Source organism: Xanthomonas sp. SHU 308 (genome assembly GCF_000364645.1).
Lineage (GTDB): Bacteria > Pseudomonadota > Gammaproteobacteria > Xanthomonadales > Xanthomonadaceae > Xanthomonas_A > Xanthomonas_A sontii.
Map to the genome: position 1 here is coordinate 1 of NZ_AQOK01000091.1, position 13,322 is coordinate 13,322.

Below are 13,322 nucleotides of genomic sequence, written 5' to 3' on the forward strand. Positions count from 1 at the left end.
ACGCCGGTGGCGGCCGCTGCAGCGGCGCCGGCACCCGCGCCGGCCAAGCGCAAGCTCAGCTACAAGGACGCGCGCGAACTGGAGCAGTTGCCGGCGCGGATCGAAGCGCTGGAACAGCAGGTCGCGGCGCTGACCGAGGCGATGGCCGACCCGGCGTTCTATCAGCGCGACGCGGCGGCGGTGACCGCGCACACCCAGGCCTTGAGCCAGGCGCAGGCGGACCTCGATGCGGCGTATGCGCGGTGGAGCGAGCTGGACGGGTGAGAAACCGGGGCCCGGGACCGGGGACCCGGGACCCGGCAAAGCAACGGCAAATCAAGCAAGTGGCATTGGTTCCCGCAGGACGCGCTGGCAACGGCGCTAGGCGGGATCCTGCTCTTCCGAGTCCCGGGTCCCCGGTCCCGGGTCCCGGCTGCCGCCCACGAACGCGACGAAGCTGACGCCGTCCTGCGCCCACTCGCGGGCGACGTCGTCGAGGATGTCCAGCAGCACGTCGAAGGTCGGCTGCGCCACCGTCTGCAACTGCCCGGCATCCTCCAGCAGCAAGGCGTAGCCGCGCGGCGAGGGCAGCCAGGACAGGTCGCGCAGGCCGTCGGTCAGCGCGTCCCAGTTGCGGCCGAAGCCGGGCGGGAAGTCGAGTTGCGCGGCCAGCCGCATCAGCAGCATGGCCTTGCCGGTGCAGCCGTGCAGGTCGATCCGGCACAGCCGCAGGCCGGCGTCGCGGGCCAGGGCGGCGACGCTGTCCAGGTCGCGGTTGGCGACGCGGTAGACGCCGGAAGCGGCCGGCTCGGCCAGGTTCAGCGCGAACGGGAAGCCGCTCATCGCGCCGGCCCTGCGCCGCCGACCTGGAAGCTGCGGAAACTGTCGTAGTGGTCGTCGCTGTAATACCAGACCTGCGGCGGCGTGCCGCCGGTGACGATGCGGCGCGTGCCGCGATGCGACAGTCCGGGCGTCTCGACGGTGTACTCGCGGTAGTAGCCGCGCGGTTGCGCCGGCAGCCGGTTCTCGCGGTTGCCGAACACACTGCCGTCCTGGCGATGCGGGAACGGGCCGCCGCGCTGGATCAATGCCACCGTGGCGCGGGCTTCGGGCGGCAGGAATGCGGGCAGCTCCGGCGCCGCGGCTTCCGATGCGGCGGCTGCCTTGCCGGGCGCGGTGTACGGCGCCTGCGCGGCCGCGTCGAGCGAGGGCGCGAATTGCTGGTGCGGCGGATGCTGCAGCCCGCGGATGCCCCACAGCCCGCCCACCAGCAACACGATGGCGGCGATCAACAGCACGGGCTTGCGCATGGACTCTCCTGCAGGAACGGCGGCGGCGCGCGGCATGGCGCCATCGCGCACAGTATGGGCCGGCCTGCCTGTTCCCGCTCTAAACGCCGCCGGTCACCGCCGTGACGCAGACGATTCACATCCGACTAACCGGGGCGTGGGGCATGGTAGGCGCCGATTCGCAAGGCCGGCCGGCACCGCCGCCGCGGGATGGGACGATGTTTCCCCAGCCGCGCCCTTGGTAAGGTCGCCGACCGTCCCTACCATTGCTCACGCAACGCTCGTCCTTTCGACGGCGAAAGTCCAGGAGAACCGCATGGCCTACACCCTCCCCAAGTTGCCCTACGCCTACGACGCGCTGGAACCGCACATCGATGCGCAGACGATGGAGATCCATCACACCAAGCATCACCAGACCTACATCAACAACGTCAACGCCGCGCTGGAAGGCACCGAGTACGCCGATCTGCCGATCGAGGCGCTGGTGTCCAAGCTGAAGTCGCTGCCGGAGAACCTGCAGGGCCCGGTGCGCAACAACGGCGGCGGCCATGCCAACCACTCGCTGTTCTGGACGGTGATGGCGCCGAATGCCGGCGGCACGCCGAGCGGCGACGTCGGCAAGGCGATCGACGCCGAACTGGGCGGCTTCGACAAGTTCAAGGACGCCTTCACCAAGGCCGCGCTGACCCGTTTCGGCAGCGGCTGGGCGTGGCTGAGCGTCACCCCGGACAAGAAGCTGGTGGTCGAGAGCACCGCCAACCAGGACAGCCCGCTGTTCGAGGGCAACACCCCGATCCTGGGCCTGGACGTGTGGGAACACGCCTACTACCTGAAGTACCAGAACCGTCGTCCGGACTACATCGGCGCGTTCTTCAACGTGGTCGACTGGAAGGAAGTGGAGCGCCGCTACCACGCCGCGATCGGCTGATCGCGCGCCAGCGCTGCACCATGAAGAAGGCCGGGTTCGCCCGGCCTTTTTTTGTGTGGATGCCCGGCATAAGCGCTGGAAGTGCGGGTGGGGCGTGGCTGCCAGGTTGGTATGCTGCCCTCGCGCGCGTGACCAGCGTGCTTCGGCAGCGATGGCGGCTACGCCGCATCGGCCGCCGCTTGCGACGCTGCGTCGCCAGGGCGCGCTAAACCTTTGGCGTGCAGGCGCAGGAGCGGCTTCAGGGCAGCTCTGCCAACGACGAAAGACAACTGGCAGCAGCGGCTTCAGCCGCGATGGGCGTTACCGGGAATGCTTTGTCGCGGCCGAAGACGCTCCTGCAGATGACGCTGTGCGTGACGAAAGCAGGGAATCGGCGATGCCCGATCGTTCCGGTCCGATGGCATGCCGATGCCGATCCACCCCCAGGCGCCGCATCGCAAGGCGCGCGAACGTGCCCAGCCTGCCGTCCGCTATGGCGCCGGTTGCAGCGATGTCGGTATCGGGTCCAGCGGTTGCAGCGCCATCAGCAGGCCGCGCGTGCCGGCCACAGGCAGGTCGGGCGCCGGCGCGAGCAGGCGTGCGCCGTGCAGCGGGCGGAAGTGGCCGCGTTCGAAGAACACGTGGTCGGCGGCCGCCGCCGTGCCGGGCGCACGCACGTCGATCCGGTTGCGCGCCGATTCGCCGCGCACGCTGCCGTCCTCGAAGCGCGTTGCCAACGGCGCCAGCTCGGGCGCGCGCGCCGCCGCAAAGAAGCCACCGGCCAGCAGCGAGGGCACGCCCTCGGCGGTGGCATCGATCCAGGCCATCAGGTCCTCGGCCTGTTCGCGGCGGCTGGCGCCGCCGTCGCGCGTCGCGTGCAGGCGGGTGAAGTACAGGTTCAGCGGCTGCCCGTGCCGGTCCACCCGCACCAGGCCGGCGACGCTGTAGTCCTCCAGCGGATGCAGCAAGGTCTCGGCCTCTTCCAGCACCGGCAGCCGGGTCAGCAGCGCATTGCCGCGGCGTTGCGGCCGGCTCGGCGGATCGGGGCTGATGAAGTGGCAGTGGTAGCCCAGGCGCGCGGCCAGCCATTGCGCCTGGTTCGGCATCTCCGGCGTCTGCAGCACTTCCTGCAGGGCGATGGCGTCGGGATGCAGGCGCTGCAGGGCCACGGCAATGCGCTCGCGGCGCGCGATCCAGTCGTCGCCGTCCTGCGTGGCGCGCGGGTCCGGGGCGAGCGTGAGCGTGACCACGGTGAGGGCGGCGTCTGCCGTGGCCGAGGCCGTCGGCACCGCGTCCGCCGCCACGTGCGCCTGCGCCAATGCCGCCACGGCCAGCAACAGCCAGCCGGTGCGATGCCATCGGAAGATGCGGGGAGTCATGCGGGCGATGCTACGGCGCAGCGTCTCAGGGTTGCGTATACAGCCGATGGTGCTGCGGCGTCCGCCACACAATCGGTGCCGCGTAGGTGGCAACGACGAACATCGCCCCACCTCCGGCGCGCACAGGCGGAGGCGGGGCGGGGACCGGTACACACGGCGCGCGTGCGCCGCGCGCCTCGGTCAATGCTGCAGCACGCCGTCCTTCAGGTGCAGCGGCGCGCGCGCCTCCACCTGCGTCGCCGAACGGCCCAGCAGCAGTTCGTAGTCGCCGGCGGCAATGTGCCAGTGGCGCTGCTTCGGGTCGTAGTCGGCCAGGGTCTTGGGCTCGGCGACGATGCTGACGTGGCGGCTCTCGCCCGGCTTGAGCAGCACCTTGTCCCAGCCGACCAGGCGGATCGGGGTGTGGTGGCCCTGCGGCAGGCGCAGGTACAGCTGCGGCACGTCGGCCCCTTCACGATCGCCGGTGTTGCGCACGTCGAAGCTGGCGACGACACGGTGACCGTCCGCCTGCACCTTGAAGTTGCTGTAGGCGAACGTGGTGTAGGACAGGCCGTAGCCGAACGGATACACCGGCTCCAGACCGCGTGCGGCGAACCAGCGATAGCCGACATTGGCGCCTTCGATGTTGTAGTCGACGTTGCTGCCGGCCGGTTGCGCCGGCTTGAAGCCCAGGCCGGGAATCGACGGCCGTGGCAGTTGCGACACGTCGCGCAGCCAGGTCACCGGCAGGCGGCCGGACGGGTTGACCTCGCCCAGCAGCAGCCGCGCCAGGCCTTCGCCGCCGCGGATGCCCGGATACCAGGCTTCCAGCACCGCCGGCACCTGCTGCAGCCACGGCATGGCGACCGGGCCGTTGGTCTCCAGGACCACCACGGTCTTCGGGTTGGCCTTGGCCACGCCGGCGATCAGCGCGTCCTGCTTGTCGGGCAGGGCGATGTCCGGCAGGTCCACCGACTCGGCCGACCATTGCGTGGCGAACACGATGGCCACGTCGGCCTCGCGCGCGAGCTTGGCCGCCGCCGCCGGGTCGTCGCCGCTGGCGTAGTCGATCTGCGCGTCGGGCAGGGCCTTGCGCAGCGCCTGCAGCGGCGAGGACGGATGGAACATCACCGGGCCCGGCCAGGTGGTCGGGGCGATCCCCGGCACCGCGTTGCCGCCGTTGACGGTGACGCCGACCATCGACGAACCGCCGCCGCCGATCACGCCCTTGTCGGCATGGCCGCCGATCACCGCGACGCGGCGCACATTGCGCGACAGCGGCAGCAGCTTGCCCTCGTTGCGCAACAGCACCGTGCCTTCCTCGACCACGCGCTGCACGGCCTGGCCGCCGGCGGCGTCGTCGATCGGCTGGTGCTGCGGCGGGTTGTCGAAGCTGCCGGTGGCGATGAAGGCGTGCAGGATGCGCTTGACCATGTCGTCCAGGCGCGCCTGCGGCACGGTGCCGGCGGCCACCGCCATGCGCAGCGGCTGGTCGAAATACACCGCCTTGTCGAACACTTCGCCGGCCGACTGCTGGTCCAGGCCGGCCAGCGCCGCCTTGGAGCCGCTGTGCACGCCGCCCCAGTCGGACATCACGTAGCCGGGGAACTTCCATTCCTGCTTCAGCACCTGGTTGAGCAGGTAGTCGTTCTCGCAGCCGTACACGCCGTTGATGCGGTTGTAGGAGCACATCACCGAGCCGGGCTGGCCGATCTTCAGCGCCAGCTCGAAGGCCAGCAGGTCCGACTCGTGCATGGCTTGCTCGCCGATGTCGGCGCTGTGGGTGTTGCGCCCGGTCTCCAGGTCGTTCATCGCGAAGTGCTTCATGGTCGAGACCACGTGCTGGCTCTGCACGCCGCGGATCGATTCGCCGACCATCGTGCCGGCCAGCAGCGGATCCTCGCCGGCGTACTCGAAGTTGCGGCCGTTGCGTGGGTCGCGCTGCAGGTTGACGCTGCCGGCCAGCAGCACGTTGAAACCCTGCTGCCAGGCCTCGCGGCCCATGGTGGCGCCGCCGGCGAAGGCCAGTGCGCGGTTCCAGGTGGCGGCGGTGGCCGGGCCGGAGGGCAGCGCGGTGGCGTGGTCGCCGGGGCGGATGTTGCCGGGGTTGGTCACGCCGAGCCCGGCATCGGCCAGTTGCTGCGACGGGATGCCCAGGCGTTCGATCGCCGGCACGTAGCCGGCCGAGCCGAGCGCACCGGCCGGCTTCGGGCCGCCGTCCTTGCCCAGGCCGAAGTAGCTGTGCAGCATCTGGAACTTCTCGTCCGGGGTCATCGCCTGCACCAGCAGCGCGGCGCGCCGGTCCGGCGACAGGTTGCGGTCGTTCCACGGGCGCTGCGCAACGGCGGCGTTCGGCGTGGACGCCGTGCCCGCGGCCGCCGCCGGCGGCGCGGCGACGGCAGGCGAGGCCAGCGCGAGGGTCAGGCAAAGGGATCCTGTAAACGTTTTCATATCGGGACGAACAGCCTCTTCAGCAGATGACGGGAAGGCGCATCGGGGGGAGTCGGGGGGAGGGGGGAACCGCGCGTCAGGACGGTGCTTCGTCGCTGCGCATGACCGGGTACAGGCGGTAGCGCTCGTCCCAGGAACTGTGGCGGCGGTAGAAGAACTCCAGCCGCGCCTGCGGATCCTTGGCGAAGGCCGCGTCGTGTTCGAGCTTGTCCTCGAACTCGGCCTTGAGCGCCGGGTCGCTGGCCAGCATCTGCCGCGCCACGTCCTCGGCGACGTAGTCTTCCATGTACTCGGCGCGCTCGAACGCGCTGTTGAACTCGCCCCATTGCAGCAGCGAGTCCGGCGCCTGCGGTTCCAGCAGCGCCATCAACAGCCGCGCCTTGGGCTGGGCGATCGGCACGAACAGCGCGCCGGCGCCGACGGCGCGGGTCTCCGGCTTCCAGGCGCCGGCGACGCTGAGCCGCTGGTGGCCTTCGGACGAGCGGGCGGCGAAGCTGGCGGTGTCGGCGCGGAAGGTCTGCACCGGCAGGTTGGCGTCGTGCTCCAGCGTGCGGAAGGCGATGCCGTGCTGGCGCAGCTTGGCGCCGACCAGGGCGGCCTGCGCCGCCGGCACCAGGTAGCCGGCGCGCGGCGCGGCGACTTCCACGCTGGGCACGATCTGGTCGCGCAGCGGCACGCGCCAGATCTGTGGGGTGCGCTCGTCGTAGCGGGTCATCAGCGCGCCGGACACCGGCGAGGGCGTGCGCGTGTAGGCATAGCCGCGGAAATCCACCAGATGCGAGGCGTCGGTGGTGCGGTAGTCCAGCGCCACGGTCTTCCCGCCCAGGGCCTGCGCGCGGGTGTCGGCCGCCAGCGCGTCGGCGCGCCACTGCGCACCGTGCCGCGCCACCTGCTGCAGCACCGAGACGATGGTGTTGCGGGTGATGCGCACGCGCTCGGGGTAGCGCTTCCACGAATGCGTTTCCACCAGCATGCCGAAGCGGTTGCGCAGCTGGAAATAGCCGTGCGAGAAGCGCGGCGTCGGCACCCCGTCCTCGAAGCCGGAGGCCGGGTCGTCGTTGACCACGAAGGAGGGGTAGTAGGGCAGCGGCAGCGAGCCCTGCCGCTTCAGATCGGCCAGCACGCTGTCGCGCAGGCGCAGGCCGTCGCCGCGCAGCGCGGTATCGCCGGCGTGCAGCGGTTCCACCTGGATCGACACGTCGTGCTCGAACTGCGCGCCGTCGGTGACATGCAGGTCCACGTACAGCAGCGGATCCCATTGCTCGACCAGGCGCAGCATCGCCTGCATCTCCGGCGCGTCGGCCTTGACGTAATCGCGGTTGAGGTTGAGGTTCTGCGCGGTGGTGCGCCAGCCCATCTGTTCCGGACCACGCTGGTTGGGCCGGTTCCAGGCGCCGAAGCGCTCGTGCCCGTCGACGTTGAACACTGGCACGAACAGCCACACCTGCCTGTCCAGCGCGCCGCGCGCGGCCTGGTCGTCGAGCAGTTGGCGCAGCGCCAGGAAGCCGGCGTCCTTGCCGTCGATCTCGCCGGCGTGGATGCCGCCCTGGATCAGCACCACCGGCAGCTTGCGCGCCTGTGCGGCCGCCGGATCCAGCGCGCCGGAGGTGGACACCGCCAGTGCCTTCATCGGCCGGCCTTCCGGGGTGGTGCCGAAGTCGAAGCAGCGCACCGCTTGCGGATAGCGCTGCGCGAACGCATCGCACAGGGCGATGGTTTCGGCGTAGCGGCCGGTGCGCGCGAACCCGCTGCGCTCGGCTTCGGTGGACAGGCCCGTCTCGCTGGCCAGCGACGGCATGCTGCACAGCAGCATCGGAAACAGCAGGGTGGCCAGCCAGGGTCGGATCATCTCGGCACCGTCTCGGGACAGGCGCCCATGATGCGGGCAGCGCGCCGATTGCGAAAGCACCCAGGGCGTGTCCTAGCGGTTCGATTCGCCGGAACGATCGGGTAACCTTCTGAAAATTTTGCCTGGACGAGGGCCCGTGAGCAGCCAAGCCACCACGAGACACGCCGCATGAGCGCGGCGCAGGAGCGCACCGCCGCGCGCATGCCGCGGCAGATTCCGTACATCATCGGCAACGAGGCCTGCGAGCGCTTCAGCTTCTACGGGATGCGCAACATCCTGGTGCAGTTCCTGATCACCTCGCTGCTGCTGCAGGAAGTGACGGCGCCCGGCCGCGAGGCCGAAGCCAAGCACATCATGCACAGCTTCATGATCGGCGTGTACTTCTTCCCGCTGCTCGGCGGCTGGCTGGCCGACCGCTTCTTCGGCAAGTACAGCACCATCCTCTGGTTCAGCCTGATCTACTGCGTGGGCCACCTGTGCCTGGCGCTGTTCGAGGGCCATCGCAACGGCTTCTTCCTCGGCCTGGGCCTGATCGCGCTGGGCGCGGGCGGGATCAAGCCGCTGGTGGCCTCGTTCATGGGCGACCAGTTCGACCAGGGCAACAAGCACCTGGCCAAGGTGGTGTTCGACGCCTTCTACTGGATCATCAACTTCGGCTCGCTGTTCGCCTCGCTGCTGATCCCGCTGGCGCTGAAGAACCTGGGGCCGGCGTGGGCGTTCGGCATCCCCGGCATCCTGATGCTGGTGGCGACCCTGGTGTTCTGGGCCGGGCGTCACCGCTACGTGCGCGTGCCGCTGCCGCCCAAGGATCCGCACGGTTTCGCCCAGGTGGTGCGCACCGCGCTGCTGCGGCAGGCGCCGGGGCAGGGCCGCCCCGGCCTGGTCCTGGCCGGCGTGGCGGTGCTGCTGGCGCTGGCGACGTTCGCCCTCGTGCCGACCCTGGGCCTGGTGATCTGCCTGTGCCTGGCGCTGGTGTTGCTGCTGGCCGGCATCGGCGGCGGCACCTGGTGGCAACTGGAGCGCGCCCGCGCGCTGCATCCGGACGCGGCGGTGGACGGCGTGCGCGCGGTGCTGCGGGTGCTGGTGGTGTTCGCGCTGGTCACCCCGTTCTTCTCGCTGTTCGACCAGAAGGCCTCGACCTGGGTACTGCAGGGCCAGCAGATGCAGATGCCGGCGTGGTTCAGCGCCTCGCAGATGCAGGCGCTGAATCCGGCGCTGGTGATGCTGCTGATCCCCTTCAACAACCTGGTGCTGTATCCGCTGCTGCGCCGGCGCGGCTACGAGCCGACCGCGCTGCGGCGGATGACCGCCGGCATCGCCTTCAGCGGCCTGGCCTGGATCGTGGTCGGCACGCTGCAGGTGACGATGGACGGCGGCGACGCGCTGTCCATCGCCTGGCAGATCCTGCCGTACGCGCTGCTGACCTTCGGCGAAGTGCTGGTCTCGGCGACCGGCCTGGAATTCGCCTACAGCCAGGCGCCGCAGTCGATGAAGGGCGTGGTGATGAGTTTCTGGAACCTCACCACCACCGTCGGCAACCTGTGGGTGCTGCTGTCCAACGCGGCGGTGCGCAACGACCGCGTCACCGCGCACATCGGCAGCACCGGGCTCAGCGAGACCGCGTTCCTGATGTTCTTCTTCGCCGCCTTCGCGTTCGTCGCCGCACTGCTGTTCGGGCTGTACGCGCGCCGCTACCGCATGGTCGACCACTACCGCCCCGCCTGAGACCCCGCATGTCCTCCGTCACCCCCGTCAACCTGATCCTGATCGTCCTCACCGTGCTGGTGTCGTGGGCGGCGTTCAACAACCGCCGGCTGCTCGACCGGCTGATCCTGTGGCCGCCGGCGATCGACCGCCACAAGCAGTACGACCGGCTGGTGACCTACGGCTTCATCCATGCCGATTTCCCGCACCTGCTGTTCAACATGGTCACGCTGTACTTCTTCGGCGGCCCGATCGAGGTGCTGATGGAGCGGCTGACCGGCAACATGCTGGTGTACCCGCTGTTCTACCTGTCGGCGTTGGTGGTCTCGATCCTGCCCAGCTACCTGAAGAACCAGAAGAACCCCAACTACATGAGCCTGGGCGCATCCGGCGCGGTGTCGGCGGTGCTGTTCGCCTTCATCCTGATGGCGCCGTGGACCGGGATCTTCTTCTTCTTCATCCCGATTCCGATCCCGGCGATCCTGTATGCCGTGTTCTATGTCGGCTACAGCATCTGGATGGACCGCCGCGGCGGCGACAACGTCAACCACAGCGCGCACCTGGCCGGCGCGGCGTTCGGCGTCATGTTCCTGCTGATCATGGAGCCGTCGGTGCTGCAGCACTTTCTGGGCGAGCTGGCGAACCCGCGCTTCGGGCGCGGCTGATCCGCGACGCGCTGGCGTCCGCACGGGCGTGCGGCGCCGCGCGATCGGCACATCTCTCATTCGCTGCGCTGGGTATGCGCCGTGGCGCCGATGCGGTCGTGGGCACGCATCGCGCATGGGGCAGGTGGCGGTCCGTCAGGCCGCCCTCTGTGTTCAGCGGGTCTGCTGCCCGCGCAACTGCACCTTGGCGCTGCCGATGGCGGCGTTCTCGTAGGTGCGCTTGAGGCGCTGGTAGACCTCGTCGTCGAGCTGCTGGAACTCGCCGCCCTGGTGGTCGCCGCTGACCGACAGTTGGAATAGCCCTTCCAGCAAGGAGGCGTTGTGGTCGCCCTGGTCGTATTTGCTCTCGGTCTCGCTCATGCGCGTGGTTCCCTGTTGGATCGCTGCGTGATGGGAGGTGCAACTCCCATGCCAGGTTTTCGGCCTGTCCTGGTGGTATCGGCCGCGCGCGGCACGACTTGAGCGGCGTACGGCTGACGCGCCGCGTCGGCGGCGTGACGCCCTGGGGCAGGTGTTTCACATCTCCGCGGCAAGCCGCAGCGGACACTGCCTGCTCCGCGACACATCCCACTTCCCATGTCCGTACCGAACGTCCCGATCGCGCACGATCCGCAGCAGCACCGCTTCAGCCTGCAGGTCGACGGCCATCGCGCCGAACTCGACTACGTGCTGGAGCAGGGGCGCATGGTCATCACCCACACCGGGGTGCCTGGCCCGATCGGCGGGCGCGGGCTGGCGGCGCAACTGGTCGCCGCCGCGCTGGACCATGCGCAGGCACAAGGCTGGAAGGTGGTGCCGGCGTGTTCGTACGCGGCCGTGTTCATCCAGCGGCATCCGCAATACGCGGCGCTGCTCGATTGAGCATCGGGCACCGCAACGGCGCGATAATGCGCGCCACTTTTACAGGCATTGCAGGAACAGGGGCAGTCGACGTGAGCAGGGCAGAGACGATGGGCAACGGGCGGATGGCATGGACGGCACTGGCGGTCGCCGCGGCGCTGGCACTGGCCGGCTGCAAACGCGAGGAACCGGCCGCCGTACCGGCGCCCGCCGCGGCACCGGCACAAAGCGAGGCTTCCGCGGCGCCGGAGCAGGCGCAGGCCACGCCGCCGGAACTGAAGGACATCGTCGAACACAGCCCCAGCTATGTGGTCGGCATCACTTTCCCGCCGTCGATCAACCGTTATCCCGGACTGGCCGAGGCGGCCAACCGCTACGCGCAGAGCGCGCGCAGCGAGCTGATGGAAGCGGTCGACGGGCTGGGCAACGATCGCCCGCGCGCGCCCTACGAACTCTCGCTGCAGTTCGAGATGCTGCTGGAGCGTCCGGACCTGGTCGCGCTGAGCGCCGACGGCAGCCGCTACACCGGCGGTGCGCACGGCGAACCGCTGGTGGCGCGTTGGGTGTGGCTGCCGCAGCAGCAGCGCATGCTCACCGCCGAGACACTGATCCCGGATGCGTCGCATTGGAAACAGGTGGCCGGTTACGTCGCCGCGCAACTGCGCCAGGCGGTGCAGACGCGGGTGGATGCCGAACAGGTGCCGCCGGAGGACCAGGACGAGCAGGTGCGCAGCGCCAGCAAGATGATCGCCGAAGGCACCGAGCCGCAGCCCGGCAACTTCAGCCAGTTCCAGCCGTTGGTCGACGCGGCGGGCAAGATCACCGCCTTGCGTTTCGTGTTCCCGCCGTACCAGGTGGGGCCGTACGCCGATGGCACGCAGACGGTGGACGTGCCGGCCAGCGTGCTGCGCGAGCTGGTGGCACCGGAATACGCGCCGCTGTTCGCCGCCTGAGCGGTGGCCGGCGCGCCAGCGCGCGTCGGCGTCGGCGTGCGGTGCACCGCGTCGACAGCATGCGGGAACGCAACGCGTGCCCTCGTCGGAACGATGCGCAATGGGTAGCATTGGCGGCTACCTCACTTGCAATCGATTTCTTATGGGCAGTTTCGATCAGACCGAGCGGCGCGTGGCGCACACCTGCGCGCGCTATCCGGCTTTCCCGCGCGAGCCCGCCGTCCTGGTCCGGCTGGTCAAGCACCTGTACAAGCGCGTGCATGCCAACGCCAGCGGCGTGCTCAAGGAGTACGGCATCAGCCCGCCGGAGTACGAGATCCTGATGATGCTGTACGGCACGCCCGAGCAGTGCATCACCCCCACCGAGGTGGCCGAGGCCGCCAGCGAGAAGCCGGCCAACATCACCCGTCTCACCGACAGCCTGTGCAGCAAGGGGCTGCTGTCGCGCACGGCCAGTCCGGAAGACCGGCGCAAGGTCGCGCTGACCCTGCAGCCGGCCGGCATCGCCCTGATCGAACGCTTGCTGCCGGACGTGTGTGCGTTCCTGGAGACGGAAACCGCGGCGCTGGATGCCGGCGAGCAGCAGCAGCTGGAGAAACTGCTGAAGAAGATGCTGGCCGGCATCGACGGCCTCGACGTTGCCACCGAGTCGAAGACGCAGGCGGCGCTGCCCTGAGGGCACCTCGAAGAAGGTGCGTCCGCGGCATCGAGCGTGAATCGATGTGCTGCAGGAGCGGCTTCAGCCGCGACCGGCGTGTCGGAAACCCGCGTCGCGGCTGAAGCCGCTCCTGCCGGACGCGTTCCGGTGTGCTTCGGAGGTGCTCTAGGCGCGTTGCCCATCCCAAAGCAGGCAGGACATCGGCCTGTTCCTAGCGCCAGCCGCGCGCGCGCGCGCGCTGTTCGCCGTCGGCATCCAGCGCCTCGCCGGCGATGCGCGCATCCACCGCCTGCAGCACCGCGGCCGGCATCGGGCTGGCCGCCATGCGCATGCCGCCGCCGTCTTCGCGTTCGCCGGCGGGCGCCAGCAGTTCCACCCGCCATGCGCCGTCGCGCTGGCAGGCCAGGCCGGCGTTGGCGTTGGACAGCGCGAAGGTGCGGCAGTAATGGCCGTCGCGATCGCGGAAGCTCAGGCCGATGCGCACGCTGCCCTGGGACTGGCCGGACAACTGCAGCGTCAGCGCCTGCGCCAGCGCGCCCTCGGCGACGCTCCCCTGGGTCGCCGCGACCGTCGGGCCGTGCGCATCGCCCTGCGGCAATTGCCGCTGCGCGATCCACAGCCCCAGCAACAGCGCCGCCGCCAAGGCCGCCGGCAGCGCCCAGCGGCGCC

At 69.9% G+C, this 13,322-nt stretch carries 12 protein-coding genes and 2 pseudogenes; 7 read left to right on the forward strand and 7 right to left on the reverse strand.

The window, feature by feature from the left end; translation table 11 throughout:
* Positions 1-264, forward strand: a pseudogene (locus D588_RS23970) (ABC transporter ATP-binding protein); the annotation flags it as partial.
* Positions 265-360: 96 nt separating this feature from the next.
* On the opposite strand, the gene D588_RS0104090 reads toward D588_RS23970, so the two are convergent.
* Positions 361-822: a barstar family protein gene (locus D588_RS0104090; RefSeq protein ID WP_017915069.1), complete on the reverse strand. Its 462-nt coding sequence runs from the start codon at positions 820-822 to the stop codon at positions 361-363.
* Positions 819-1,289: a ribonuclease domain-containing protein gene (locus tag D588_RS0104095; protein ID WP_017915070.1), complete on the reverse strand. Its 471-nt coding sequence runs from the start codon at positions 1,287-1,289 to the stop codon at positions 819-821. The genes D588_RS0104090 and D588_RS0104095 overlap by 4 nt, the downstream gene beginning before the upstream one ends.
* Before the next feature lie 295 nt (positions 1,290-1,584).
* Between D588_RS0104095 and D588_RS0104100 the strand changes: the two genes are divergently transcribed.
* Complete coding sequence (locus D588_RS0104100; protein ID WP_010340242.1) at positions 1,585-2,196, forward strand: superoxide dismutase; 612 nt, start codon at positions 1,585-1,587, stop codon at positions 2,194-2,196.
* Positions 2,197-2,666: 470 nt separating this feature from the next.
* Here D588_RS0104100 and D588_RS0104105 read toward each other — a convergent pair whose 3' ends face one another.
* The 3 genes from D588_RS0104105 to D588_RS0104115 all read right to left on the reverse strand — a co-directional run bounded on the left by D588_RS0104105 (position 2,667) and on the right by D588_RS0104115 (position 7,797).
* On the reverse strand, positions 2,667-3,554 hold the full coding sequence (locus D588_RS0104105) for an endonuclease/exonuclease/phosphatase family protein (RefSeq protein ID WP_017915071.1): 888 nt from the start codon (positions 3,552-3,554) through the stop codon (positions 2,667-2,669).
* 180 nt (positions 3,555-3,734) lie between these two features.
* On the reverse strand, positions 3,735-5,984 hold the full coding sequence (locus D588_RS0104110; protein ID WP_017915072.1) for a glycoside hydrolase family 3 C-terminal domain-containing protein: 2,250 nt from the start codon (positions 5,982-5,984) through the stop codon (positions 3,735-3,737).
* Positions 5,985-6,060: 76 nt separating this feature from the next.
* On the reverse strand, positions 6,061-7,797 hold the full coding sequence (locus D588_RS0104115; protein WP_232764219.1) for a M14 family metallopeptidase: 1,737 nt from the start codon (positions 7,795-7,797) through the stop codon (positions 6,061-6,063).
* A 204-nt stretch (positions 7,798-8,001) separates the two neighbouring features.
* Between D588_RS0104115 and D588_RS0104120 the strand changes: the two genes are divergently transcribed.
* Together D588_RS0104120 and D588_RS0104125 are read left to right on the forward strand one after the other, a co-directional pair.
* Positions 8,002-9,558 carry an oligopeptide:H+ symporter gene (locus tag D588_RS0104120; protein WP_017915074.1) on the forward strand — a complete coding sequence of 519 codons (1,557 nt, stop codon included), beginning with the start codon at positions 8,002-8,004 and terminating at the stop codon, positions 9,556-9,558.
* A gap of 8 nt (positions 9,559-9,566) precedes the next feature.
* Positions 9,567-10,202, forward strand: a complete 636-nt coding sequence (locus D588_RS0104125; protein ID WP_017915075.1) for a rhomboid family intramembrane serine protease — start codon at positions 9,567-9,569, stop codon at positions 10,200-10,202.
* 153 nt (positions 10,203-10,355) lie between these two features.
* Here D588_RS0104125 and D588_RS0104130 read toward each other — a convergent pair whose 3' ends face one another.
* Positions 10,356-10,562 (reverse strand): hypothetical protein, encoded by a 207-nt coding sequence (locus tag D588_RS0104130; protein ID WP_017909505.1) that lies wholly within the window; start codon positions 10,560-10,562, stop codon positions 10,356-10,358.
* A gap of 216 nt (positions 10,563-10,778) precedes the next feature.
* Here D588_RS0104130 and D588_RS0104135 point away from each other — a divergent pair, with 216 nt between their 5' ends.
* The 3 genes from D588_RS0104135 to D588_RS0104145 all read left to right on the forward strand — a co-directional run bounded on the left by D588_RS0104135 (position 10,779) and on the right by D588_RS0104145 (position 12,671).
* The gene (locus D588_RS0104135) at positions 10,779-11,063 is read left to right on the forward strand and encodes a GNAT family N-acetyltransferase (protein WP_017915076.1); all 285 of its coding nucleotides are present in this window, start codon (positions 10,779-10,781) and stop codon (positions 11,061-11,063) included.
* 104 nt (positions 11,064-11,167) lie between these two features.
* Positions 11,168-11,995 carry a DUF3298 and DUF4163 domain-containing protein gene (locus D588_RS0104140; RefSeq protein WP_017909507.1) on the forward strand — a complete coding sequence of 276 codons (828 nt, stop codon included), beginning with the start codon at positions 11,168-11,170 and terminating at the stop codon, positions 11,993-11,995.
* A gap of 142 nt (positions 11,996-12,137) precedes the next feature.
* The gene (locus D588_RS0104145; protein WP_017915077.1) at positions 12,138-12,671 is read left to right on the forward strand and encodes a MarR family transcriptional regulator; all 534 of its coding nucleotides are present in this window, start codon (positions 12,138-12,140) and stop codon (positions 12,669-12,671) included.
* Between the two features lie 193 nt (positions 12,672-12,864).
* On the opposite strand, the pseudogene D588_RS23975 reads toward D588_RS0104145, so the two are convergent.
* Positions 12,865-13,322 (reverse strand): annotated as a pseudogene (locus D588_RS23975) (hypothetical protein); the annotation flags it as partial.